The sequence below is a fragment of the Actinosynnema sp. NPDC049800 genome (genome assembly GCF_040656635.1).
In the GTDB taxonomy this organism is placed as follows: domain Bacteria; phylum Actinomycetota; class Actinomycetes; order Mycobacteriales; family Pseudonocardiaceae; genus Actinosynnema.
Genome location: NZ_JBFAMT010000089.1, coordinates 1 through 22,706, shown reverse-complemented (window position 1 = coordinate 22,706; position 22,706 = coordinate 1). Strand labels below are relative to the sequence as shown.

The 22,706-nt window shown below is 72.1% G+C and carries 24 protein-coding genes, 1 pseudogene and 1 riboswitch; of the genes and pseudogenes, 10 read left to right on the top strand and 15 right to left on the bottom strand.

What is annotated here, in order from left to right:
* A pseudogene (locus tag AB0I91_RS42810) lies at positions 1 to 583 on the bottom strand (hypothetical protein); the annotation flags it as partial.
* Between the two features lie 181 nt (positions 584 to 764).
* Between AB0I91_RS42810 and AB0I91_RS42805 the strand changes: the two are divergent.
* Complete coding sequence (locus tag AB0I91_RS42805; protein WP_499641969.1) at positions 765 to 2,459, top strand: PHP domain-containing protein; 1,695 nt, start codon at positions 765 to 767, stop codon at positions 2,457 to 2,459.
* Positions 2,459 to 3,001, top strand: a complete 543-nt coding sequence (locus AB0I91_RS42800) for a hypothetical protein (RefSeq protein ID WP_499641967.1) — start codon at positions 2,459 to 2,461, stop codon at positions 2,999 to 3,001. The genes AB0I91_RS42805 and AB0I91_RS42800 overlap by 1 nt, the downstream gene beginning before the upstream one ends.
* Here AB0I91_RS42800 and AB0I91_RS42795 read toward each other — a convergent pair.
* The 3 genes from AB0I91_RS42795 to AB0I91_RS42785 all read right to left on the bottom strand — a co-directional run bounded on the left by AB0I91_RS42795 (position 2,921) and on the right by AB0I91_RS42785 (position 5,555).
* On the bottom strand, positions 2,921 to 3,367 hold the full coding sequence (locus tag AB0I91_RS42795) for a DUF6010 family protein (protein ID WP_498780946.1): 447 nt from the start codon (positions 3,365 to 3,367) through the stop codon (positions 2,921 to 2,923). The genes AB0I91_RS42800 and AB0I91_RS42795 overlap by 81 nt on opposite strands.
* A gap of 176 nt (positions 3,368 to 3,543) precedes the next feature.
* The gene (locus AB0I91_RS42790; protein ID WP_499641965.1) at positions 3,544 to 5,100 is read right to left on the bottom strand and encodes an MDR family MFS transporter; all 1,557 of its coding nucleotides are present in this window, start codon (positions 5,098 to 5,100) and stop codon (positions 3,544 to 3,546) included.
* Complete coding sequence (locus AB0I91_RS42785; protein WP_498780943.1) at positions 5,097 to 5,555, bottom strand: MarR family winged helix-turn-helix transcriptional regulator; 459 nt, start codon at positions 5,553 to 5,555, stop codon at positions 5,097 to 5,099. Before AB0I91_RS42785 ends, AB0I91_RS42790 begins: the two co-directional genes overlap by 4 nt.
* 189 nt (positions 5,556 to 5,744) lie before the next feature.
* On the opposite strand from AB0I91_RS42785, the gene AB0I91_RS42780 reads away from it, so the two are divergent.
* Positions 5,745 to 7,001, top strand: coding sequence for a cytochrome P450 (locus tag AB0I91_RS42780; RefSeq protein ID WP_499641963.1), 1,257 nt, complete (start codon positions 5,745 to 5,747; stop codon positions 6,999 to 7,001).
* Here the strand turns inward: AB0I91_RS42780 and AB0I91_RS42775 are convergent.
* From AB0I91_RS42775 to AB0I91_RS42760, 4 genes are all read right to left on the bottom strand, one after another.
* A complete protein-coding gene (locus AB0I91_RS42775) occupies positions 6,998 to 7,597 on the bottom strand; it encodes a TetR/AcrR family transcriptional regulator (RefSeq protein WP_498780940.1) in 600 nt (199 codons plus the stop codon). The genes AB0I91_RS42780 and AB0I91_RS42775 overlap by 4 nt on opposite strands.
* A gap of 108 nt (positions 7,598 to 7,705) precedes the next feature.
* A complete protein-coding gene (locus AB0I91_RS42770) occupies positions 7,706 to 9,241 on the bottom strand; it encodes an MDR family MFS transporter (protein WP_498780938.1) in 1,536 nt (511 codons plus the stop codon).
* 76 nt (positions 9,242 to 9,317) lie between these two features.
* On the bottom strand, positions 9,318 to 9,935 hold the full coding sequence (locus tag AB0I91_RS42765) for a TetR/AcrR family transcriptional regulator (RefSeq protein ID WP_498780937.1): 618 nt from the start codon (positions 9,933 to 9,935) through the stop codon (positions 9,318 to 9,320).
* A 560-nt stretch (positions 9,936 to 10,495) separates the two neighbouring features.
* A complete protein-coding gene (locus AB0I91_RS42760; RefSeq protein WP_499641960.1) occupies positions 10,496 to 10,957 on the bottom strand; it encodes a DUF2695 domain-containing protein in 462 nt (153 codons plus the stop codon).
* Positions 10,958 to 11,281: 324 nt separating this feature from the next.
* On the opposite strand from AB0I91_RS42760, the gene AB0I91_RS42755 reads away from it, so the two are divergent.
* Positions 11,282 to 11,566, top strand: a complete 285-nt coding sequence (locus AB0I91_RS42755; RefSeq protein WP_498780934.1) for an isoamylase early set domain-containing protein — start codon at positions 11,282 to 11,284, stop codon at positions 11,564 to 11,566.
* Here AB0I91_RS42755 and AB0I91_RS42750 read toward each other — a convergent pair.
* Both AB0I91_RS42750 and AB0I91_RS42745 read right to left on the bottom strand, forming a co-directional pair.
* The gene (locus AB0I91_RS42750; protein ID WP_499618873.1) at positions 11,547 to 12,947 is read right to left on the bottom strand and encodes a carotenoid oxygenase family protein; all 1,401 of its coding nucleotides are present in this window, start codon (positions 12,945 to 12,947) and stop codon (positions 11,547 to 11,549) included. The two genes, AB0I91_RS42755 and AB0I91_RS42750, sit on opposite strands and share 20 nt — an antisense overlap.
* 57 nt (positions 12,948 to 13,004) lie before the next feature.
* Entirely contained in the window at positions 13,005 to 13,322 is a 318-nt protein-coding gene (locus AB0I91_RS42745) for a winged helix-turn-helix transcriptional regulator (protein WP_498780931.1), read from the bottom strand.
* A gap of 90 nt (positions 13,323 to 13,412) precedes the next feature.
* On the opposite strand from AB0I91_RS42745, the gene AB0I91_RS42740 reads away from it, so the two are divergent.
* From AB0I91_RS42740 to AB0I91_RS42730, 3 genes are all read left to right on the top strand, one after another.
* The gene (locus tag AB0I91_RS42740) at positions 13,413 to 14,012 is read left to right on the top strand and encodes an NADPH-dependent F420 reductase (RefSeq protein WP_498780929.1); all 600 of its coding nucleotides are present in this window, start codon (positions 13,413 to 13,415) and stop codon (positions 14,010 to 14,012) included.
* A 41-nt stretch (positions 14,013 to 14,053) separates the two neighbouring features.
* Positions 14,054 to 14,977, top strand: coding sequence for a prolyl aminopeptidase (gene pip, locus AB0I91_RS42735; RefSeq protein ID WP_499641958.1), 924 nt, complete (start codon positions 14,054 to 14,056; stop codon positions 14,975 to 14,977).
* A gap of 73 nt (positions 14,978 to 15,050) precedes the next feature.
* Positions 15,051 to 15,857, top strand: coding sequence for a Clp protease N-terminal domain-containing protein (locus AB0I91_RS42730; RefSeq protein ID WP_498780927.1), 807 nt, complete (start codon positions 15,051 to 15,053; stop codon positions 15,855 to 15,857).
* Here AB0I91_RS42730 and glyA read toward each other — a convergent pair.
* Positions 15,833 to 17,089 carry a serine hydroxymethyltransferase gene (gene glyA / locus AB0I91_RS42725; protein ID WP_499641956.1) on the bottom strand — a complete coding sequence of 419 codons (1,257 nt, stop codon included), beginning with the start codon at positions 17,087 to 17,089 and terminating at the stop codon, positions 15,833 to 15,835. The two genes, AB0I91_RS42730 and glyA, sit on opposite strands and share 25 nt — an antisense overlap.
* Positions 17,090 to 17,117: 28 nt before the next feature.
* Positions 17,118 to 17,204: riboswitch (ZMP/ZTP riboswitch) on the bottom strand.
* A 171-nt stretch (positions 17,205 to 17,375) separates the two neighbouring features.
* Between glyA and AB0I91_RS42720 the strand changes: the two genes are divergently transcribed.
* Both AB0I91_RS42720 and AB0I91_RS42715 read left to right on the top strand, forming a co-directional pair.
* On the top strand, positions 17,376 to 18,227 hold the full coding sequence (locus AB0I91_RS42720) for a hypothetical protein (RefSeq protein ID WP_499618881.1): 852 nt from the start codon (positions 17,376 to 17,378) through the stop codon (positions 18,225 to 18,227).
* The gene (locus tag AB0I91_RS42715; RefSeq protein ID WP_141975207.1) at positions 18,224 to 18,883 is read left to right on the top strand and encodes an extensin family protein; all 660 of its coding nucleotides are present in this window, start codon (positions 18,224 to 18,226) and stop codon (positions 18,881 to 18,883) included. The genes AB0I91_RS42720 and AB0I91_RS42715 overlap by 4 nt, the downstream gene beginning before the upstream one ends.
* A 73-nt stretch (positions 18,884 to 18,956) precedes the next feature.
* Here the strand turns inward: AB0I91_RS42715 and AB0I91_RS42710 are convergent, their stop codons facing one another.
* Positions 18,957 to 20,099: a VanZ family protein gene (locus tag AB0I91_RS42710; protein WP_499618884.1), complete on the bottom strand. Its 1,143-nt coding sequence runs from the start codon at positions 20,097 to 20,099 to the stop codon at positions 18,957 to 18,959.
* Between the two features lie 119 nt (positions 20,100 to 20,218).
* Here AB0I91_RS42710 and AB0I91_RS42705 point away from each other — a divergent pair, with 119 nt between their 5' ends.
* A complete protein-coding gene (locus AB0I91_RS42705; protein ID WP_499641954.1) occupies positions 20,219 to 20,659 on the top strand; it encodes a hypothetical protein in 441 nt (146 codons plus the stop codon).
* A 220-nt stretch (positions 20,660 to 20,879) separates the two neighbouring features.
* Here AB0I91_RS42705 and AB0I91_RS42700 read toward each other — a convergent pair whose 3' ends face one another.
* The 3 genes from AB0I91_RS42700 to AB0I91_RS42690 all read right to left on the bottom strand — a co-directional run.
* Positions 20,880 to 21,362 carry a DinB family protein gene (locus tag AB0I91_RS42700; protein ID WP_499641952.1) on the bottom strand — a complete coding sequence of 161 codons (483 nt, stop codon included), beginning with the start codon at positions 21,360 to 21,362 and terminating at the stop codon, positions 20,880 to 20,882.
* A gap of 58 nt (positions 21,363 to 21,420) precedes the next feature.
* The gene (gene ligD, locus AB0I91_RS42695) at positions 21,421 to 22,404 is read right to left on the bottom strand and encodes a non-homologous end-joining DNA ligase (protein WP_499641950.1); all 984 of its coding nucleotides are present in this window, start codon (positions 22,402 to 22,404) and stop codon (positions 21,421 to 21,423) included.
* A 140-nt stretch (positions 22,405 to 22,544) separates the two neighbouring features.
* Positions 22,545 to 22,706: GNAT family N-acetyltransferase (locus AB0I91_RS42690; RefSeq protein WP_499641971.1), on the bottom strand; the 162-nt coding region annotated here is incomplete at its 5' end.

Below are 22,706 nucleotides of genomic sequence, written 5' to 3'. Positions count from 1 at the left end.
CCTGATTTTCCGGCGATCGAAAAGCGTGATCGCCGGAAAATGAGTCGCGAACGACCGACGCGACCTCGCGGGGTGGGTCACCACGGTGGTCGAGCTGCCGGCGTGCAAGGCCACCGGGGTGGTCGAGGTGGGAGCGAGCACGGTCACCGGGGTGGTTGAGCTGCGGGCCTGCCGGGTCGCCGGCGTGGTCGAGGTGGGAGCGTGCCGGGGCGGCGGGGTGGTCGGGCGGCCGGCGATCACGGTCACTGGGGTGGTCGAGTCGCGGGCCTGCCGGGTCACCCTGGTGGTCGAGCGGCCGGCGAGCCGGGTTACCGGGGTGGTCGAGGTCGGAGCGAGCTGGGTCGCCGGGGTGGTCGAGTTGTCGGTGTGCCGGGGCGCCGGGGTGGTGGCGGGGCAGTTGTTCGAGGCCGTCGAGCAGGGCCGCGGTGTTCTCGCGGCCGTGCGTCTCGACCAGGCCGACCACGACGTCCGTGCCCCTGGCCCGGCGGCGGTGCGCCTCGCCGAGCATGGCGAACGTCTTGCCGACACCGGGCGCCGCGCCGAGGTAGATCCTCAGCTCGCCGCGCTTGCGCTTGCCGTCCACGGACCCAGTGTGCGCGCGCCCGTTTCCCGGCGCGGTGCAACCCCGGTCCTTTACGCGGTCTTGACGGTCGCGGAGGCGCGTCGAAGTGTTCACCCGGAGTTCGACTCCGCGCACCACCCCACGCACGGCCGCAAAACGATACTTCGGCCTGCCGCCGTTCGGGTCATGATCGGAGTTCCGCATGTCGCACGACCACCACCACGGCCACACCCACGAGCACCACCACGAGGAAGTGGGGGGCAGCTGGCGCGACGCCCAGGACGACCGGCCGCTCTCGGTGGCGCGACGCCGGTTCCTGGCCGGTCTGGGCGCGGCCGGCGTGGCGACCACCCTGGGCGCGCTGCCCGCCCACGCGCACGGTGACCGCCCGGCCACGCCGGTGAACCCGTGGGGCGGGCGCGGGCGCTGGTTCGCGGGCGACCACCACATCCACACCAAGTACTCCAACGACGCCCAGTACGAGGTCGCGCAGCAGGTCGCCAAGGCGCGCGAGCACGGGCTGGACTGGGTCGTGATCACCGACCACGGCGGCGTCGCGCACGAGAAGTTCTCCATCGACCAGGTCGCGCCGGACATCGAGCGCGCCCGCAGGTCGCACCGGGACGTGCTGGTCTACCAGGGCCTGGAGTGGAACATCCCGGGCGCCGAGCACGCCACCGTGTTCCTGCCGCCCGGCCGGTCCACCGTCGACATCCTGCGCGCGTTCGAGGCCGCCTACGACGGCGGTGTCCTGTCCACGCCGGTCGCGAACGGCGGCAAGGGCCTGATCACCCGCTCCACGTCGGCCGACGGCGAACCGTACGCGTTGGCGGCCCTGCGGTACCTGGAGGCGCAGGTGCTCTCCGGCCGCACGGAGATCGCGCTGATGTTCGCCAACCACCCGGCCCGGCGCGGCGTGGACAGCCCGCACGAGTTCCGCGGCTGGCGCGACGCGGCACCCGGCGTGGCCGTGGGCATGGAGGGCGCGCCCGGCCACCAGGCGGCGGGCATCCCGACCGCGAACGGCGGCCGCGGCGCCGCGCGCGGGCTCTACGACGCCTCGCCCAACCAGGACAGCTTCCCCGGCTTCGCGCCGACCGCGACGGAGAACCCCTACCGCACCTACGGCGGGTTCGACTGGATGACCGCCAAGGTCGGCGGCCTGTGGGACTCCCTGCTGGCCGAGGGCAGGCCGTGGTGGGTCACCGCCACCTCGGACTCGCACCGGGTGCACCTGGACACGCACAAGCAGGGCACCGGCGACCACAGCACGACCGGCAGCCGCGGCGCGCCGATCGACACCGGCGTGCCGCAGGTCGAGAGCGACTACTGGCCCGGCTTCTACAGCTCGACGCTGGTCGGCGCGGACTCCAAGTCCTATGTGGACGTGATGCGCGGCATGCAGGGCGGCAAGGTCGTCGCGGTGCACGGGCGGATCGTCGACGGGCTGAACCTGCGGGTCCGGTCGCTCGGCGAGGGCGACAACCGGGGCGTCACGATCGGCGGCCGCACGTTCGTCCGGCGCGGCCACGACGTCGAAGTGGTGATCGAGGTCGACCTGGCGCGCGGGCCGAACTTCGCGGGCGTGGTGCCGCGGCTGGCGAAGGTGGACCTGATCGCCGGCCCGATCACCGGCCCGGCGGCGGACCGCGACGCGTTCTCCGCGCCCGCCACGCAGGTGGTGAAGTCGTTCGAGGTCGCGCGCACCGCGCGCGGCACGGTGAAGTTCACGCACACGTTCCGCCGCGTGGAGGGCGCGTTCTACCTGCGGCTGCGCGGTTCGGACGGCAACCGGCTGTCGTCGGACGGCAACCCGGTGATGGACGTGATCGGTGACGCCGACCCGTGGGCGGACCTGTGGTTCTACGCGAACCCGGTGTTCGTGGACGTCATCTGATGCCGTGGCTCGGCGCCGTGCCCGCCCTGCCCGGCGAGCACGGCGCGGCGCACGTGGACGCGCTGCTGCTGACGGCGTTGGACGGCGTGGCGGCGGACTTCGTGTGCACGCACACCGACCGGTCCGGGCCGGTCGCCGTCACCACGCTGTCCGCGCACGTGACCGGCGAGGTGGACGTGGACCGGCTGGCGGAGGCGTTGGGCGGGCCGGTGGCCGTGCTCGACGACTCCGACACGCCCGCCGCACGGGCCGCGCGGGCGGGCCGCGACCGCGCCGACGGCCGGTGCGTCCGGTTCCCCGGCCAGTCCGCGCTCACCGGCACGCACCCCGCGGCCGAGGTGGTGGCGCGGTCGGCGATCGACCGGGTGGTCGGCATCGGCATCGGCGTCGCCGTCGCGCCGACCGACCCGGTGCAGACGCTGGGCTTCGTGCGCCCGGTGTGCCGGGACGGCGAGCTGCTGCTACTCGTGGAGCCCGCCGTCGGTGGCGTGCTGCGCCCGGCGGAGGCGGAGAGCCCGCACGAGTGCTGCGGGGGTCATTGACCGGATGCCCGGACCGCCCGCGAACGCCCACAGGGCGATCACCGGGTCGCAGATCGCGCACCCCAGCGACGAGTGCTCGGCGAACGGCACGATCGGGTTGCCGTGCAGGTGGTGCGCCACGTCCGCGGCCGTGTGCACGAGCCACCCGATGCCGATGAACGTCCACGACGTCAGGCCGCGGTAGGCGCAGAACGTGATGACGGCGGTGATGGCGAACTCCCACGCGCCCAACCCGCCGCCGCTGAGGTACGCCGCGCCGGCGCCGCCGACCATGACCGCGTTGAACGGTCGGCGGTGCCGGTCGGGGATGAAGGAGTTCAGGAGCACGTACAGCACGCCGATGAGCAGTGCCGAGACCACGACCATGGTTGGCGGTCCTTGTCGTCGCAGGAGAAACGTTCCGCCCCGGACGTTAGGAGCGCCGCGGCCGGCGCGGCAGTGGCCGGAGTGCCACGTCCCAACGGGTTCTCGCCAACACCCGTCGCACGTGGTCGGGGCCGGTGGCGCTGATCACGCCACCGGCCCCGACCGCTGTCCCGTCGTCAGGCGCTCGCCGCCACCTCGGGCTTCTCCTCCGCCAGGTCCAGGCTGGAGCGCAGGGTGACCGGCTTGAGCAGCAGGGCCGCGATGACGCCGATCACCGCGATGGCCGCCGAGATCAGGAAGATGTGGCCGGTGGCGTCGCCGTAGGCGTTGCGGACGATGTGCTGCACCGCGTCCGGCAGCACGTTCAGGTTGAGGTTGCCGCCGCCCGCGCCGCCGGCGGGGATGCCCGCCGCGGTCAGGTCGCGGGTGATGTGCTCCTCCACCCGCCGGGCCAGCACCGCGCCCAGCACCGACACGCCGATCGTGCCGCCGAGCGACCGGAAGAACGCGATGGTGGAGCTGGCCGCGCCGATGTCCTTCAACGGCACCGTGTTCTGCACCGCGAGCACCAGGTTCTGCATGCTCATGCCGACACCGACGCCCACCAGCAGCATCGCGCCGCCGACCAGCACCAGCGACGTGTCGTGGTCGATCTGCCCGAGCGCGAGGAACCCGAGCACCAGCGTCGCCGCGCCCACCACGATGTAGGGCTTGACCCGGCCGGTCTTGGTGATCAGCCGCCCGGACACGATGGACGCGCCGAGCACGCCGACCATCATCGGGATGGTGAGCAGGCCTGCCTCGGTCGGGCTGTAGCCGCGGCCGATCTGGAAGTACTGGCCGAGGAACACCGCGCCGCCGAACATCGCCATGCCCACCGCCACGCTGGCCAGGATCGCCAACGCCGTCGTGCACTGCTTCACGATCCCCAGCGGCACCACCGGTTCCGCCGCACGCGCCTCGACCGCGACCGCGCCGCCCAGCAGCGCCACCGACGCGCCGACCATGGCGAAGCTCTGCCACGACAGCCACGCGAACGAGCCGTCCACGAACGAGATCCACACCAGCAGCACGCTCACGCCGACCGCGATCAGGCTCGCGCCCAGGTAGTCGATCTTCACGTCCTCGCGCCGGACCGTCTTCACCTTCAACGTGGCCTGGAGCACGAACAACGCGATCACCGCGACCGGCACGCCGATGAAGAAGCACCAGCGCCAACCCAGCCACGAGGTGTCCACGATGAGGCCGCCGAGCAGCGGCCCGCCGACCGTGGCCAACGCCATCACGCCGCCGAGGTAGCCGTTGTACCGGCCGCGCTCGCGTGGCGGGATCATCGCCGCGATCACCACCTGCACCAGCGCCTGCAGACCACCGACGCCGATGCCCTGGAACGCGCGTGCCGCGATGAGCTGGCCCGCGCCCTGCGCGAAGCCGCTGAGCACCGAGCCCACCACGAAGATCACGATGGCGACCTGGACCAGGGTCTTCTTGTCGAACAGGTCCGCGAGCTTGCCCCAGACCGGGGTGGTGGCGGTCGCGGTCAGCAGGGTCGCGGTGACCACCCAGGTGTACTGGGTCTGCGAACCGTTGAGCGCGCCGATGATCTGCGGCAACGCCGTCGAGACGACGGTGCCGCTGAGCATCGCGACGAACAGCACCAACAGCAGACCGCTCAGGGCCTCCAGGACCTGGCGGTGGCTCATCGTGCCGTTGGCGGTGGCGGGTGCGCTCATCGCGCGGCCTCCAAGGTGGAGCCGAGGGCTCCTTCGACGTCAATGGTCAGGCGCCCCAGGGAGGTGGTCAGCGCCTGGACCTCTTCAGGGCTCCAGTCGGCGAGCGCGCGGCCGAGCAGCCGGTCGTACCAGTCGCGGGCGGCGGCCAGCTCGGCGTGACCGCGTTCGGTCACCACGAGGATGCTGGCGCGGCCGTCGTCGGGGTCGGCCCGCCGTTCGACCAGGCCGTTCGCGACCAGCGCGGCCACCGCCCGGCTCACCGTGGACGGGTCGAGCCCGGCGCTGGCGGCCAGTTCCTTGGCGTGGCACCCGGTGGGTTCCACGCCGGCGCGGGCGATCAGGCCGAGCGTGCCGATCAGGCCGGGAGGCAGCGCGTGGTGCCGCTGCCTGACCATCCGCACGACCCTCAGCAGGTCGCGCACCCGGTCTTCCAGCTCCCGCGCGACGGCGTCCATGCCGTCCCCCTGTCTCTCCGCATTGCTTGCCACATACAACTATCACCCAAACTTGCACGACGTGCAAGTTTTCTCGTTGTGCACTGAGTTACATCAAAAAACTGCACAGCGTGCACGTTTTGGTACCGTGGGTCACGCCCACCACACCGAGCAGCGGCCTGGTCACGCCGGGTCGGGAACGGACCGTCGATGACCACCGCTTCCCAGGAGAAACGCCCCTCCACCGGCCGGCCGACCGTTCCCCTGCCGCCCGAGCTCACCCGGCGTGACGCCGGCCCGTTCCACCCGCCGGCGGCCTTGACCCGCCTCGGCGAGCAGGGGCCGGTGCACCGGGTGACCATGCTCGACGGCGACCCGGTGTGGGTCGTCACCAGCCACGAGCTGGCCCGCACACTGCTCGGCGACCCGCGGCTGAGCTCGGACCGGTTCCGCAGCCGGCGCGTCCTGGAGAAGCTGCCCCAGCCGATCCGCGCGAGGTTGACCGACAAGCGGGCGCGGGCGGGCAGCTTCATCACCATGGACCCGCCCGAGCACACCCGCTACCGCAAGCTCCTCACGGGCCAGTTCACCGTGCGGCGGATGCGTCAGCTCGAGCCGCGCATCCAGCGGATCGTCGACGACCACCTCGACGCGATGATCGCCGCCGGACCGGGCGCCGACCTGGTGCGGGCCTTCGCGCTGCCGGTGCCGTCACTGGTGATCTGCGAGCTGCTCGGCGTCGAGTACGCCGACCGCGACGAGTTCCAGGAGCGCACCGGGAAGCTGCTGCGCCTGGACCTGCCCGTGGCCGAGATGATGCGGCTCGCCGACGAGCTGCGCGCCTTCATGCACGACCTCGTGCGCGCCAAGCGCGCCAAGCCGACCGACGACATGCTGTCCGGCCTGATCGAAGCCGACCCCACGCTCACCGACGACGAGCTGATCGGCATGGCGAACCTGCTGCTGGTCGCGGGCCACGAGACGACGGCCAACATGCTGGCGCTGGGCACGTTCGCGCTGCTGGAGCACCCCGAGCAGCTCGCCGCCCTGCACGCCGACCCGACGTTGATCGGTGGCGCGGTCGAGGAGCTGCTGCGCTACCTGTCGATCGTCCACCTCGGAGTCGTCCGCACCACGCTGGCGGAGGTGGAGATCGCGGGCGAGGTCGTGCCGGCCGACTCGACGGTGCTGGTCTCCGTGCCCGCCGGCAACCGCGACCCGTACCACTACCCCCGGCCCGACGAGCTGGACGTGACCCGGGCGCGCGGGCCGCACCTGGCGTTCGGGCACGGCGTGCACCAGTGCCTGGGCCAGCAGCTGGCCCGGGTCGAGATGGTGGCCGGGTTCACCGGCCTGCTGAGCAGGCTGCCCGGACTGCGGCTGGCCGTGCCCGCGGCCGACGTGCCGATGCGCGACGACATGCTGGTCTACGGCGTGCACGCGCTCCCGATCACCTGGGACGCCTAGGCGGGGTCCGGGCGCACGGCGGCGAAGCCCACGTCCAGCCGGTCGATCATCACGTCGATCAGCTCGGACAGCTCGGGCCGTTCGGCGGCGTCCAGCCACCAGCCGACGACCACCCGCAGGGTCGCCATCACGGTGGCCGCGAACATCACCGGGTAGAGGTCGGTGGCCGGGTCGACGCCGACCCGTGCGGCGACGACGGCGGCGAGTTCCCGTTCCTGCACGGCGAACGCGGCGATCTGGTGCGGCAGCAGGGCCGGGGTGCGGCGCAGCGCGCGCAGCTGCGCCACCCGTTCCGGGTCGATCCGGTCGGGCACGACGTCGACCAGGGCCGCCCGCAACGCCGGCAGCACCGGCTCGTCCCCGGGCCGGTCGGCGAAGGCGTGGACGAACGCGGCGGCCGTGGCGACGTCACCCGCGACCACCGCCTCCTCCTTGGAGGAGAAGTAGTTGAAGAAGGTGCGCAGCGAGACACCCGCCTCGTTGGCCACCTGTTCGACGGTCACCCCGTCGAGGCCGTGCTCCACGCACAGCCGCAGGGCGGCGTCGGCCAACGCCGTCCGGGTGGCGAGCTTCTTGCGTTCGCGCAGTCCTGACACGCGCGAAAGTGTCGCACTTGTCCGGCTCCCGACCGGACAAGTGCGACACCGTGTCTTTGTCCGCGCTGGTCGCCGACGCCCTGCGGCGGTCAGCGCCTGGTGGCGGGGTCAGTGCCCGGCGGCCATCTCCGCCGCCAACCGCTCGTCACCGCTGAGCGTCTTGAGCGGCTTCTCCTTGATGAACAGCACCGCCACCAGCGCCAGCACCGCGATCGGCGCGCCGATCAGGAACAGCTCGGCGGTGGCCGTGGCGTAGATCTCGCGCACGATCACCCGCACCGGCTCCGGCAGCAGCGCCAGGTCGGGCACCGTCGCCTCGCCGCCGGTGGGCGCGGGGCCGAACTTCTCCTCGCTCAACGCGGTCACCCGGTTCGCCAGCACCGCGCCCAACGCGCTCACGCCGATCGCGCCGCCGAGGCTGCGGAAGAACGTGAGGGTCGAGGTCGTGCTGCCGAGGTCGCGGGCGGGCACGTCGTTCTGCGCGGCCAGCACCAGGTTCTGCATGAGCATGCCGACGCCGATCCCCAGCACGGCCATGTGCACGCTGACCATGAACACGCTGGTGTTCGCGTCGATCGTGGCCAGCAGCAGCATGCCGCCGACCATGATCACGCCACCGGCGACCAGGAACGCCTTCCACTTGCCCCACTTGGTGATCAGCTGCCCGGCGACGGTCGACGACACCAGCAGGCCGAAGATCATCGGCAAGCTCATCAGGCCGGCCTGGGTGGGCGTCTTGCCCATGCCGATCTGGAAGTACTGCGACAGGAACACCGTGCCGCCGAACATCGCCACACCGACCAGCGCGCTGGCCAACGTGGTCAGCGCCACCGTCCGGTTGGCGAAGATCGTCAACGGCACGATCGGGTCCGCCGCCCGCGACTCGACCCACACGGCCAGGGCCAGCAGCACCACGCCGACCGCCACGAGCAGCGCGGTCCACGCCGAGGCCCACTCGAACTGGTGGCCCGCCAGCGTCGACCACACCAGCAGCGTGGAGACGCCGCCGACGATCAGCACCGCGCCCAGGTAGTCGATCTTGACCTCCTTGCGCACGACCGGCAGGTGCAGCGTGCGCTGGAGCAGGAAGATCGAGGCGAGGGTGAACGGCACGCCGATGAAGAAGCACCAGCGCCAGCCCAGCCACGAGGTGTCCACCATGACGCCGCCGATGAGCGGGCCGGCGACCGTGCCGACGCCGAACACGGCGCCGAAGATGCCGGCGTAGCGGCCCATCTCGCGCGGCGGGATCATCGCCGCCATCACGATCGTGGCCAAGGCCGTCATGCCGCCCGCGCCGAGGCCCTGCACGACGCGGCTCGCGATGAGCACCTCGACGTTCGGGGAGAAGCCCGCGATGAGCGAGCCGACCACGAACAGGCCGAGCGAGAGCTGGATCAGCAGCTTGCGGCTGTAGAGGTCGGCGAGCTTGCCCCACAGCGGCACGGTCGCCGTCATGGCCAGCAGTTCGGTCGTGACGACCCAGGTGTAGACGGACTGCGAACCGTGCAGGTCCGCGATGATGCGCGGCAACGCGTTCGACACGATGGTCGACGCGAGGATGGCCATGAACATGCCCAGCATGAGGCCGGACATCGCTTGCACGACGTCCCGGCGCGAAGTCGTGCCGGTTTCGGTGGACATCGGATCCCCCAGTTTGTCTGCGACTGTGACGCGGTGTTCGGACGCGGCGCTTGCGCGACCGCGGTTCGGCTGTGGTTCAGCCGCGGTGGTGGCGGGGCGGGTCGGCGAGACCCGCGGCGATCAGGTCGAGCGCTTCGGCGAGCAGGTCGTGCAGCGGGGCGGCGGTGCTCGACCAGCGGGCCACCGCCACCCGGAACGCCGCACCCGCCGCCGCGCCGAGCAGCAGCGGGTAGGTGTCGTCGGCGGGCAGGCCGACCCGTTCGGCGATGCCGGCGACCAGGTCGCGCTCCAGGGCTTCGCCGCCGAAGAACAGCCTGGCCAGCAGCACGGGGTGCTGCTGGACCACCCGCATCCGTTGCAGCCACAGCTCGCGGTCGTCCGCCAACTCCGCCGCGACTTCGGCCAGGAGTGCCTCGCGCACCGCCGCGGCCGCGGACAGGTCCGCCGGTTGGGCGAGCACGCGGGCTCGCACGCGTGGACCGGCCTCCGGGTCGGGGCCGAGGACGGCGTCTTCCTTGCCGGCGAAGTAGTTGAAGAACGTGCGCGGCGAGACGTCGGCGGCGGCGCTGATGTCCTCGACGGTCACGTGGTCGAGGCCGTGCTCGGCGACCAGGCGGACGGCCGCCTGCCCCAACGCCCTGCGGGTCTGCCGCTTCTTGCGGTCGCGAAGCCCTTCGGCCGCCTGCGTGGTCACTCGATCAGGGTAAGTAAAAACCTGCACTCACTGCAACTTTGCAGACCGTGCACCATTTGTGATCCCGCTCTCCCCACCCCGCCCCCACCGTCGACACGACCCCCGACCGCCACTCGCCCCCGCCACTCGGACCCTGGCCCTCCGGAATCCACCCCTGCCGCCGACCCACCCCTGCCGCTCCCATACCGCTCCCCCATCACCGCAGCTTGTTGGCTATGGCGAGCGATTCTGCGGCAACCCCCGGGTCTTGCCGCAATCCCCCCTGTGCGCTATAAGTTGAAGTGGGAAGGAGTGAACACTCCCCCTTTCCCTCACGAGGCAACCTTCACCGCACGGCCCAGCCGCCTCGTCCCTCACGCGATCCCCCAACGCGAACGCCGCCAGCCACCGCAGCACCGCACTCCAGCGCCCCGTGTCGTGCCCCGAAACGCCCTTCGCACCCCACCCGCACCGCCACGCCCGCGACCGCACCGCCATCTCCACGCGTGCCCAGCCAGCCGCGAATCGCGACCCGTCTCGGATCGCGGGCGGCCGCGGGTCGCCGTGGCGGATCGATCGGCCTACCCGAACACTTCCTCCGGGTCGCAGTTCATGACGACCTCGCAATCGCAGTACCCGCCGAGTTCAGCCAACCCTTCGGCCACCAAACCCCATTCGAGCCGACCCCATTCGAGGCCCTGGCGCTCGACGCCCCCGCCCTCCTGCCCCTGCCGCTTGCGATCCTGGCCATCCCCGCCCTGCCGCTCGCGCCCCTGACTCTCCCGCCCGTGGCGCTCGTGGCTGTCGTGGCGCCGGCCGTCGACCCACGACCGGGCGTGGCGGAGGGTGTGGTCGCAGCCCTTCGATGCTGGGCCTCGTCCACCGACCGGCCGCCTTCCTACCGCCTCATCCTTGCCCCGCCTCGACCTCAACCTCCTCAAGCCCGTGCGTCCGCCGTGCACACGGGGTCCGCCGCGCCGTGCCGCCTCCTTCTTTCCCGGCAACGCGGCTCGCGCTCGAAAAGTTGCCCATTGACACTTCATTCGCCCGTTGGAGTGATCTCCGATGCCGGTGCGGTGGCTGCGGTGGCGACTCCTGTCGGTCCATTGTGCCTGGTTGGAGCGGCTGTCGCCACAAGAGTCGCAACGGTTTCCCGGGTGGCGTCCAACAAAGGGCGGGAGAGCACAGTGGTCGGGCACGCTCCACAATGCGCAGTTCGGCGGCGGAGGCGCGGCGAGGGACCCAGGAGCATCACACCGATGGGTGACCGTCCACTTCGAACAGGCGCGCCGGCTTGAAACGCTGCCACGGCACGGCGACGCTGGTGGCCCCGAAGGCATGGCAAGATCGACTCGCGAGGGAGAACGATGCTCCGCAGCACTCGCCTGTTCGGCCCGAAGCGCCGCGTGACCTTCTCACTGCCCCTCGACCAGCCGCGCGGGCCGGTGAGCGTGGTCGGCACGTTCAACGACTGGACCCCCGGCGTGCACGAGCTGGTGCCCCGCCGCGACGGCACGCGCACGGTGACCGTGATCCTCTCCCCCGGCACGCACCGGTTCCGCTACCTCGGCGACGGCGGCCTCTGGTTCGACGAGCCCGACGTGCCCCACGTCGACCCCGACGGCTGCGTGCTCACGGTCGACGCGACGTGAACTGACCGTGGAAGCCGAACGGGATGGCGTGCGGCACGTCGGCCCGCGCGACCTCCGTGAACGTGGCCGCGTCGAGCACCAGCAGACCGGACCGCCCGGCCGAGCCGTCGAGCACCACTGACAGCACCACACCGTCGTCCTCGGCACGGGCGCCGGGCGCGGGCACGAACACCGGCTCGCCCGGGTAGCGGCCGGGCTCGTGCCAGCGGCTCGTCCGTCCACTGAGGACGTCCACCTTGACCAGCTGGTTGAGGAAGTCGCGCGTGCCGTTGTCGCGGGAGCCGACGCCGTAGGCGTACCGGTAGTCGCGGCCGTTGTGCGATCCGTACGCGATGCGCGGCAGCTCCAGCGAGTCCGACGCGAGCCGCCGCGACCGGATGCCGCCGCCGGACAGGTCGACCTCGTACCGCGTCGGGAACGACAGCGGCAACTCCCCCTCACCGCGCACGTTGTCCAAGTACAGCGCGTCGACCACGGTGGCATCCGGGTACGCGGCGACGTCCACGACGACCCGGCCGTCCTCGTCGTAGGCGTTGATGTGGTGGAACGCGAAGAACGCGTCGGTGCGCTCGTCGGCGACCACCGAACCGTCCCGCTGGTCGAGCACCACGAACCGGGTGCCCAGTTCCGGCCGCCACCGGTAGTTCTCGATGAACGGCCTGGCGCGCAGCAGCAGCGACAGCGGGTTGACCACGAACGGGAACACGGCCAGCACGACGTGCCGCTCGGTGACGGCGAAGCTGTGCAGGTAGCCCGGGCGGTCGGTGGGGAGGGAGGCGATCAGCTCCCGGGCCTGGCCGCGCTGCCGGTAGACCTGGTAGACGCTGCGCCGGCCGAACTTCAGCACGTAGTTGACCAGGTCGCCGGTGAGCGGCGCCCGGTGCGGGTGCGCGGTGGTGACATGGCCGGAGATCGCGTCGTCGTCATCGGCGAGGCCGACGGTCGCCAGCGTCTCGCGGTCGAACTCCACCGCGATGGGCGTCTCGGTGAGCGCGAAGTCCCGGTCGCCGTCGGAGGTCACGTTCACGTTGGCGTTCGACGTGCGGCGCAGCCCGGGGTGGGTGAAGAAGCGGTTGAAGATCGAGCGGCACGGGTCGGTGGCGAACTCGCCGAACGCGATGTGGCCGTCGTCGCGCGCGGAGCGGAAGCTGGGCGTCTCCAGGTACCGGTTGCGGTAGGTGACGGCCCCGTCGGCGAACCCGAAGCGGTGCAGCATCGCCAGGCCGTCGAACCAGTGCCGGAACGAGCCCTTGTCGGTCTCGAACTTGGCGGGTCCGTTGCGCACCAACGTGCCCGCCAACCAGGGCGGCAGTTCGCCGCGCACCTCCAGGTCGACGACGACTTCCCGGTCGAGGCTCTCGAACCCGGCCCGTGGACCCATCACGACCTCCTTCGCAGAACAGCGTTACACAACAACGTTATAAAACACTGTTTTGCTTCAGTCGTCAAGCCGGACCTCGTCACCCCGCTCGTGCGCCCACCGGCCGAGCGCGTCGATCGGCTCGAGCAGGCTGCGCCCGAGGTCGGTGAGCCCGTATTCGACCCGGTCGCGCGACGCCGTCCGGACCACCAGCCCGGCGCCCGCCAACCGCCGCACGGTCTCGGTGAGCACCTTCGGCCGGATGCCGCCGATCGCGCGCCGCAGCTCGGCGGGCCGGCGCGGGCCGTGCCGCAACGCGTGCAGCACCACGGGGTTCCAGGTGTTGGCCAGCAGGTCGAACGCCTGCCTGGCGCGGCAGTCGGCGAGGAAGTCCACGAGCGGCCCCCTGGGTCGTGGACACCATTTGGTGCCCGTCGGGCTCTTTAGCGTCGGCTCAAGCCAATCACTTGGACCTAGGGAGAGAGCGTGCGGATCGGTGTGCTGGGGTCGGGCGGGATGGCAGACGCGCTGGGCGGCCGTTGGGTCGCGGCGGGGCACGAGGTGGTGATCGGCGGGCGTTCGCCGGAGCGCTCGAAGGAGTTGGCGGCCAGGATCGGCGCCGTCGCCGGGCCGCCCGCGGACGCGGTGGCGTTCGGGGACGCGGTGCTGCTCGCCGTGCCGGCGGCGGTGGCGGCCGAGGTGCTCGGGCGCGCGCCGGGCCGGGTGGTGATCGACTGCACCAACTCGGTGGTGCCGGGCCGGTTCGTGCTGGACGAGCCGCGTGCCGCCGCACGGCTCGCGGCCGCCTCGGGGGCGCACGTGGTGAAGGCGTTCAACCTCTGCCACGTCGACGTGTGGCGGCAGCCGTCGTTGACGTTCGAAGGACGGCCGCTCGGGGTGCCGCTGTGCGGCGACTCGGCCGACGCGCTGGACGTCGTGCGGGCACTGGTGCGGTCGATCGGGTGCGTGCCGGTGGACGGCGGGCCGCTGGAGCGGGCCGAGCTGCTGGAGGCGACGACCGCGTTCGCGATCGGGCTCTGGGTCGGTGGCGCGGACGTGCGGTCGATGTTCCCGCCAATTCCGTAAGCCCTAATATAACAGCACTGTTGTATCCCGAGGGAGGAACCGTGCTGTACCCCGAGATCGAGCCGTACGACCACGGCATGCTCGACGTCGGCGACGGGCACCACGTGTACTGGGAGGTGTGCGGCAACCCGGACGGGAAACCGGCGGTGGTGCTGCACGGCGGGCCGGGCTCGGGCTGCACGCCCCGTGCCCGGCAGTACTTCGACCCGGCGGCGTACCGGGTGGTGCTGTTCGACCAGCGCGGCTGCGGGCGCAGCACGCCGCACGCCGGCCACCCGGTCGTGGACCTGTCCACCAACACCACCGACCACCTGATCGGCGACCTGGAGAAGCTGCGCGAGCACCTGGGCGTGGACCGGTGGCTGGTGTTCGCCGCGTCGTGGGGCTCGGTGCTGGGCCTCGTGTACGCGGAACGGTTCCCGCACCGGGTGTCGGAGATGGTGCACGCGGGCGTGGCCACCGGGCGCCGGGCGGAGACCGACCTGCTGACCACGGGCCTGGCGCCGATGTTCCCGCAGGCCCACGCCCGGTTCCGCGAGCTGGCGCCGTCCGGTGACCCGGCGGCCGGGTACCTGGAGCTGCTCCTGGACCCGGACCCGGCCGTGCACCGCCGGGCGGCGCTGGAGTGGTGCGCGTGGGAGGACGCCTTGCAGCCGTTGTCCACCGGCGGGCTGCGGTTCGAGAACCCGGAGCACGGCCTGGCGTTCGCCCGGCTCGTCACGCACTACTGGGCGCACGGGTCGTGGCTGCGCGAGGGGATCGTGCTGGAGGAGGCGTGGAAGCTCGCGGGCATCCCGGGCGTGATCGTTCAAGGAACGCTCGACCTGGGGAATCTGATCGGCACGCCGTTCGACCTCGCGCACGCGTGGCCGGACGCGGAGCTGGTCCTCGTCCCCCACACCGCGCACGGCGGGAGCGATGCGATGACGGAGGGCAGGCGCGCGGCTACTGACAAATTCCGGTAACACCCGGAAACTCGGTGCGATGGACTGAGGACAGCCTGATCCCGGGGCTGGTCGACCGGTGGCGAAGGAATTGATGTTGGAACGGTTCACCGAGAGCGCGCGCCGGGTCTCCGTGATCGCCCTCCAGGAGGCGCGGAGGTTCGCCCACACCGCCATCGGCACCGAGCACCTGTTGCTCGGGTTGGTCGGCGAGGGCGGCGCGGCGGCGTCGGTGCTGGCGTCGGTGGGGGTGTCGCCGGCCGGGTGCCGGGCGCGGGTGCTGGAGGTGTCCCGGCCGGGTGTCGTGCCCGTGCCCGGTCGCCTGCCGTTCACGCCCGGCGCGAAGCGGGCGTTGGCCTCCGCCGTGCGGGAGTCGCTGGCGTTGGGGCACCGGCACGTCGGCACCGAGCACCTGCTGCTGGGGGTGCTCGCGGAGGACGAGGGCGTGGCGCTCGACGTGCTGGCCCGGTGCGGCGTCGACCCCGGCGAGGTGCGGGACCGGGCGTTCGCCGCGCTGGCCGGGATCGACCTGTCCCCGGTGGCGCGGCTGTTCCTCAGCTACCGCCGGCCGGACGACGTGCACCTCGCCGGGCGCATCGCGGACCGGCTGGACGACTTCGGCCGGTCGGTGGTGGGCGACGTCGGTGAGTGCGACGTGCTGCTCGCCGTCGTCGGGCCGGGCTGGACGCCGACCGACCTGATGCGCGCCGAGGTGGCACGTGCGGCGGAACGCGCGGTGCCGGTGATCCCGGTGCTGGTCGACGGGGCGGTGCTGCCCGTCGACCAGCTGCCGGGAACCGGTCAGGTCGCCGACCACGTCACCGTCCGGCACGAGACGTTTCGGGCGGACGTGGCGCGGTTGGCCGACGTGGTCCGCTACGCCCAGCCGGGCATCGGGTAGCCCGCCATCAGGTCGGCGACCTCGGCGGCGATGCGGTCGAGCACCTGCGCGTCGTCCGCCGCCCGGACGGCTTGGTCGATCCACTCCGCGACCTGCGGCATGTGGTCCTCGGTGAGGCCGCGGGTGGTGATGGCGGCCGTGCCGAGGCGGACGCCGGACGGGTCGAACGGCTTGCGCGGGTCGAACGGGACGGTGTTGTAGTTGGCCTCGATGCCCGCCCGGTCCAGGGCCTTGGCGGCGGGCTTGCCACCGATGCCCTTGCTGGTCAGGTCGACCAGGATCAGGTGGTTGTCGGTGCCGCCGGAGACCAGGTCGAAGCCGCGGTCGAGCAGCGCGGCGGCCAGTGCGCGCGCGTTCTGCACGACGGCGTGCGCGTAGAGGCCGAACGACGGCTCCGAAGCCTCGCCGAGCGCGACCGCGATGGCCGCCGTGGTGTGGTTGTGCGGGCCGCCCTGCAGGCCCGGGAACACCGCCTTGTCGATCGCCTTCGCGTGCTCGGCGTCGGCGAGGATCATCGCGCCGCGCGGTCCGCGCAACGTCTTGTGGGTGGTCGTGGTGATCACCTGGGCGTGCCCGACCGGTGACGGGTGCGCGCCGCCCGCGACCAGGCCCGCGATGTGCGCGATGTCGGCCGCGAGGACGGCGCCGACCTCGTTGGCGATCTCGGCGAACGCGGGGAAGTCGATGGTGCGCGGGATGGCCGTGCCGCCGCAGAAGATCACCTTGGGGCGTTCGGCGCGGGCCAGGTCGCGGACCTGGTCCAAGTCGACCACGCCGGTCTCCTTGGTGACGCCGTACTGGACGCTGCGGAACCACTTGCCGGTGGCGGAGACGCTCCAGCCGTGGGTGAGGTGCCCTCCCGCGGGCAGGGCCATGCCCATGACGGTGTCGCCGGGGTCGAGGAACGCCAGGTAGACGGCGAGGTTGGCCGGTGAGCCGGAGTAGGGCTGGACGTTGGCGTGGTCGACGCCGAACAGCGCCTTGGCCCGACCGACCGCCAGCTCCTCGACCGGGTCGATCACCTGCTGGCCCTCGTAGTAGCGGCGGCCCGCGTAGCCCTCGGAGTACTTGTTGGTCAGCACGGAGCCGGTGGCTTCGAGGACGGCGGTCGAGACGTAGTTCTCCGAGGCGATCAGGCGGACCTTCTCGAACTGGCGGCGTGCCTCGGCCTGGACCAGGCGCGCGACCTCGGGGTCCGCTCCGGTCAACGACGGGATCGCGGGTTCGTGCATGACGACCTCCACGCGCGCGGGGGCGCTGCCGCAGCACCCAGGCGCGCGGTGCATCTCGGCTCAACGCTCCCCGGTGGTCGTTCCCACCCTCGGCACGCCAGTCGCGAACACCGCGAATCGTACCCCAGCGGTCCTGACCGACCGGTGGGTTCCGGCCCGGACGGCAACGGTTTTGGGCGGAACGGGCCATTGCCGCAACGGCGGGTCACCCATACTTTGTGGGTTGGAAAACTTCCAACCGGCCCTGTGCCACGTCAGCACTTCCCCCTGCCTCGAAAGGACTGACGTGCTCGATCGGCGAACATTCGTGCTGGGAGCCGCCGCGACCGCGGCCCTCACCAGCACGCTGACGGCCCACGCGGCTGCTGCGGCACCCGCGTCGAGCGCCGCCGACAACCCCCGAAAAGCCGCGGGCGTGTTCCTCGCGTCCGACGGCACCCCTCTCATGGTGACCGAGGAGAACGGCCAGTGGGCCGTCGTCGACGAAGGCGGTTCGGTGCGCATCACCACCGGCCTCGCCGGCGCGGACCTGGTCGACGTCTCCCGTGACGGCTCCACCTTCCACGCGGTCGGCGCGCTGCGCGGCGACCCGATCGCCACGATCTGGGAGTCCACCGACGGCATCACGTGGCGCGAGGCCCGCCGCCTGCACGGCGTGCGCTCGGAGTTCACCGCGGTCGGCGGCGGCCTGGCGTTCGGCTCGGTGCTCAAGCACGAGCGCGCTTCGCTGGTCCGCATCGCCGCCCGCCGCACCGCGTCGGGCTGGAACACCGTGCCCGTGCGGGGCTTGGAGTGGACCGACGACCTGTCGGCCACCGCCGTCACGGCGACGCCCGACGGCTGGGTCGTGGCGGCCGTCGACGTCTCCGGCACGGTCCTGCACACCTCGCGCGACGGCGTCACCTGGACGACCCGGCCCCGCCTGGACGGTGTCGCCGTGCGCGGCCTCGCCGCGGTGGACGGCCGCGTGCACTGGGTCGGCAACGAGATGGTCGACGCCACCCCGCTCACCGGCGTGCTCGACGCGGACCGGACCCGTCCGGCCGTGCCGCAGGACGCGAAGGCGCTGGGTGTCGCGGGCACCCGTTCCGGCTGGCTCACCGGCGGCCGGCTGATCACCGCGGAGGCGACCCGATGATCACGTTCCAGCGGATCGACGGCACCCCCGTCTACTACTGGCGGTCCGGCCGCGGCAACACGACGTTGCGCAACTGGCAGGTCACGCAGGCGTTCTACGACTCCCTGGTGCTGTGGATCCGGGACCTGCGGTCGTTGTCGTCGGCGTACGGCAGCATCACGTACCTGGTGTCGGCCGGCTTCTACGTGAACAAGCCCGGCGAGCACGGCTCGGGCACCGCGATGGACCTCGACCACGTGCGGTGGAGCGGCGGGCAGGTGTCGTCGCCGCTGGACCGCGACCACGCCTCCGGCACGCTCGCCACGCGTCGCCGCTACCTGGCGGTGGACGCGGTGTGCCGTCGTCGGTTCCGGTTCGCGTTGGACGGTTGGTACAACGCCGCCCACGAAGACCACATCCACTCCGACTTCGGCGGCCTGCCGGTGCGGTGCGTGACGGGGTCGGAGAGCGACACGAAGTTCGTGCAGGCGCTGTGCAACAACTTCATGAGCTCCGGGTTGGTGGTGGACGGCATCTGGGGCCCGAAGACGCAGAGCGCGTTCACCACGGCGAAGTCGCGGCTCGGGACCACCGGTGACCCGCACACCAGCAGCGCGGCGTGGCAGTCGTTCCTGTCCGCGGCGGCTCGGAAGGGCTTCGCGAACCAGGCGTTCTGATCCGGCGTGGACGAGTGGACGGGCCCGTGAGCCGAGTGCCGGCTCACGGGCCTTTCCGCTGCGGCTCGGAGGATCAGGGCTCCGGCTTGTTCTGAGCGTTGAACTCGGGGGGCCTGGACGAGGGACGCGGTCGACCTGAGCGTTCGGCGCGCGCGGCGGTGGTGATCGTGGTGGTGGTCGAGATCAGGCCCAGCAGGCTGCGGCGGTCGGAGCGGGAGCGGGCGGCGAGGCCGAGCACGACGGCGGCGAAGAACACGAACCCGCTGTGCCCGGCGGAGATCAGCAGCAGGACCGGCAGCCACCAGAGCACGAACCGCAGCACGACCGCCCGTGCCGGCGCCGTGCCGCCCGTGCGCGCGTCGGCCAGGGCCAGGTTGAACGCGACCTGGCCAGGCGTGGCCCGGTCGGCGCGCAGCAGCGGCACGACGACCGTGGCGACCACCGGCACCAGCACCCCGAGCGCGGCCCCGAACCGGTCCGAGACCGCGAGCCTGGTCAGCCCGGGCGTTCCGGTTCCCTCGCCGACGAGCACGAGCACCGCCCGGCACGCGAACTGCGCCAGCGACAAGGTGAGCAGGTCGCCCGCGAACGCCAACCCCCGCCGCACCAGACCCGGCGGCCCGGTGTCGGCCACGGGCTCCGGCACGGCCGCGGGCAGCCGCCGCCCGACCCACCGCGCGAGCAGCCACCCGACGACCGCGCCCGCGGTGTTGGTCATGAGGTCGTCCACGTCCGCGACCCGGTACGGGCACGGGTAGAGGCCGAACACCGCCGTGCCCTGTGTCGTCTCCACCGCGAGCGACACCAGCAGCCCGATCGCGGTCGCCGCCACCACGCCGCGCCGGAACCGGTAGCACAGCAGGAAACCCAGCGGCACGAACAGGGCCACGTTCAACGCCACCTGGAGGAACGCGGGGCTGGTCGGCGAGTAGCCGGCGGCGGCGATGTCGTCCAGCGACGCGAACGGGCGGGGCTGCCAGTAGGCGCGCAGCGACCGGCTCGTGCAGAACTCTCCGGTCACGTCCGGCAGCGGGAACAGCGTGAACGCCACCAGCGCGCAGCCGTACAGCGCACTGGCCACCGCCACGACCGCGGACCAGCCGCGCAGCCGACCGTGGCGCCGGTACTGCCGGTGCACCCACGGCAGCACCGCCACCGGCACCAGCAGCGCGAACAGCACCAGCGTGATGATCGACTCGCTCATCCGCACCGACACGCGGCCACGCTAGGCCGCGCCTCCGGAACCCGCCCGCCTGTCACCTGATCGAGTGGTCGAACCGAATCGGCCCCGCCGTCGAACGCCTGTCGAGGGCTACCACCGAGGATGGGGGATCGATGGACGACTCAGCGGCGTGCGCCGCCACCCGTTACGCGAACCAGCTGCACGCGACCGTGGAACGCCTGGCCATCGGCCGCCGTTGGCCGCTGGTGCTGGCGGACGGCAACGTCCACCTGCCCACCGGGCGCGGCATCGGCGGTCTGCTGGTGAGCGCGCGCGTCGGCGGGCAGGTCGAAGCGGCGCTGCCCGCGCTGGCGCTGTCGGCCGACCTGTGGGCGTTCCTGGTCGACACCGCCGACGCCGGCACACCCGTGCTGCCGTCGCACGTGCGGCTGATGAACAACGGCCACTACCTGCCGCTGCCACCCAGCGTGACCGCGGACGGCCCGGTGCGGTGGGTCCGAGAACCAACCGACCACCTACCCCGGCTGTCCACCGTGCTGCGCCTGTTGGGCCCGATCGCGCCGACGGTGATGATCCGGCGCGCCCGGCGGTGACGGCTCAGGGTCGGCGAGCCGCCCACCTGTCCTGCCGGCCAACAGTTCTCGCACGGTGCCGGTGCGACACCAATCCTCCTTCCCAGCGAGCGATCCCGTCGGTGTCGACTCGACCCCCGCCCGTCTCCCCCGCCACCAGGTCCCGTCTCGGGTCGTCTCTCCCGGATGGCGGCGACGCCGCACCAACCCCGCCTCCCCGGCGGGGTGGTCGGGTACGGCGTCAGCGCGGCCCCAGGCCCGTCTTGCCGTCGAGCAGCTCCCGCCACACGTCGAGGTGGCCGGCGTGGCGTGCGGTCTCCTCGATCATGTGCAGCACGATCCGGCGCAGGTCGGTGGTCTCGTCACCGAGCTGGTCGGGATGCCGCACGGCCGGGCGCGTGTCCAGCGTGGTGGTGGCGAGGATGGCGTTCGACCGCTCCCGCTGGTCCCGGTAGAAGGCGAAGACCTCCGCCGACGACCGGGGCGTGGTGAACGGCGGAGGGTCGTCCGACCACGGTAACGCGTCGGCGTGGCCCCGGAGGATCTCCTGGAACCAGTGCCGCTCGGCGTAACCGAGGTGTTCGACCAGGGCGAGCGGCGTCCAGCCGGACGGCAGCACCGCGGTCGTCAACGCCTCCTCGTCGAGACCGTCGAGGATCGCCAGCACGGCTCCCCGCTGCGCGTCCAAGAACGTCGTCAGCGCCGACTTCTCGTCGTCCTCCACCGTTCCTTCCCCCCTGTTGATCGGATCGGCGCGGACGTTAACAGGGAGCACCGACAATTCACGGCGTCGGCATCCGGACGTCGTCGGGATCCTTGTCCGGCCGCAACCCGCGCCACGACGAGTGCCGCAGCCGCCCGTCGGTGGTCCAGGCCCGGTACTCGACCTCGCCGACCAGCTCCGGCCGCACCCAGTGCGCACGGCGGGCGTGATCGGCGGGCACCGCGTCGACGAACGGCGACTCCGCGCGCTCCAACGGCCGCAGCCGCTCCTCGAGGGCGAGCAACGCCGAGTGGGTGAACCCGGTGCCCACCTTGCCCACGTAGTGCACCCCGTCGTCACACCGCACACCGAGCAGCAGTGACCCGATCGTGCCCGCACGCCGACCGTCGCCTGGCCGCCAACCGCCGATCAGCACCTCCTGCGTGCGCACCAACGGCACCTTCACCCACGCCGCCGAGCGCCGCCCCGGCTCGTAGCGCGAGGTGACCCGTTTCGCGACCACGCCTTCGAGCCCGTAGTCCTCGGCCACCGCGAGCACGTCCTCACCGTGCACCTCGCCGAACGACGGCGGCACCCGGACCTCCGGCCGGCCGCCCAGGCCGAGCGCGACCAACTCCTGCCGCCGTTCCGCGTAAGGCGCGCCGAGCAGCGACCGACCGTCCAGGTGCAGGAGGTCGAACACGTAGTAGACGACCGGCACGCGGGCCAGCAGGTCGCCACCCGGTCGGGCCACGTGCATCCGGGTCTGGAGCCGCCCGAAGTCCGGCTGCTTCCGCTCGCCGAGAGCGACGATCTCACCGTCCAGCACGGCGTCGTGATCACCGAGTAGGGCGGACAGCGCGCGTACCTCCGGGTAGGTCCCGGACACTTCGAGGTCGTTCCGGGTCATCGCCCGCACCCGCCCACCGCGCGCGTACGTGACCGCCCGGACACCGTCCCACTTGAACTCGAAGGCCCACCCGGGCCCCGGCGGGAGTCGGCCCGGCGAGGCCAGCATGGGCCGGATCAGCTCGGGGAAACCTGCCTCGGCGCGCAACGGCATGCGACCGTCCCTTGTAGACGGATCACGTCGCGCCCAGTGTCACCCGCCCGGCCCGGAGCCGCACATCGGCGGACACGATCGTGGCCGCCTGGCGGACCTGAGTGGTGAGTTCAGGGGTCCTGAACGTTCGACACGCGGGGTCAGCAGGTCGGGGTGCTGGTGGCGCGGCGTTCGAGCATGACGGTGTCGCGCCAGACGCCGTGGTGTCGGGCGATGCGTTCGCGGACGCCGACGGTGCGGTAGCCGGCCGAGTGGTGCAGGGCGATGCTGGCCCGGTTCTCGGGGAAGATCGCGGTCTGCAG

Excerpts from the sequence above, each read along its gene's own strand:
- AB0I91_RS42785 (WP_498780943.1), bottom strand. The coding sequence starts at position 5,555 with ATGGACGCCGTCGCGCGGGAGCTGGAAGACCGGGTGCGCGACCTGCTG.
- AB0I91_RS42755 (WP_498780934.1), top strand. The coding sequence starts at position 11,282 with ATGCTCCGCAGCACTCGCCTGTTCGGCCCGAAGCGCCGCGTGACCTTC.
- AB0I91_RS42705 (WP_499641954.1), top strand. The coding sequence starts at position 20,219 with ATGGACGACTCAGCGGCGTGCGCCGCCACCCGTTACGCGAACCAGCTG.
- AB0I91_RS42790 (WP_499641965.1), bottom strand. The coding sequence starts at position 5,100 with ATGAGCGCACCCGCCACCGCCAACGGCACGATGAGCCACCGCCAGGTC.
- ligD (WP_499641950.1), bottom strand. The coding sequence starts at position 22,404 with ATGCCGTTGCGCGCCGAGGCAGGTTTCCCCGAGCTGATCCGGCCCATG.
- AB0I91_RS42730 (WP_498780927.1), top strand. The coding sequence starts at position 15,051 with ATGTTGGAACGGTTCACCGAGAGCGCGCGCCGGGTCTCCGTGATCGCC.
- AB0I91_RS42780 (WP_499641963.1), top strand. The coding sequence starts at position 5,745 with ATGACCACCGCTTCCCAGGAGAAACGCCCCTCCACCGGCCGGCCGACC.
- AB0I91_RS42805 (WP_499641969.1), top strand. The coding sequence starts at position 765 with ATGTCGCACGACCACCACCACGGCCACACCCACGAGCACCACCACGAG.
- glyA (WP_499641956.1), bottom strand. The coding sequence starts at position 17,089 with ATGCACGAACCCGCGATCCCGTCGTTGACCGGAGCGGACCCCGAGGTC.
- AB0I91_RS42715 (WP_141975207.1), top strand. The coding sequence starts at position 18,224 with ATGATCACGTTCCAGCGGATCGACGGCACCCCCGTCTACTACTGGCGG.
- AB0I91_RS42795 (WP_498780946.1), bottom strand. The coding sequence starts at position 3,367 with ATGGTCGTGGTCTCGGCACTGCTCATCGGCGTGCTGTACGTGCTCCTG.
- AB0I91_RS42800 (WP_499641967.1), top strand. The coding sequence starts at position 2,459 with ATGCCGTGGCTCGGCGCCGTGCCCGCCCTGCCCGGCGAGCACGGCGCG.
- AB0I91_RS42750 (WP_499618873.1), bottom strand. The coding sequence starts at position 12,947 with ATGGGTCCACGGGCCGGGTTCGAGAGCCTCGACCGGGAAGTCGTCGTC.
- AB0I91_RS42770 (WP_498780938.1), bottom strand. The coding sequence starts at position 9,241 with ATGTCCACCGAAACCGGCACGACTTCGCGCCGGGACGTCGTGCAAGCG.
- AB0I91_RS42760 (WP_499641960.1), bottom strand. The coding sequence starts at position 10,957 with ATGAAGTGTCAATGGGCAACTTTTCGAGCGCGAGCCGCGTTGCCGGGA.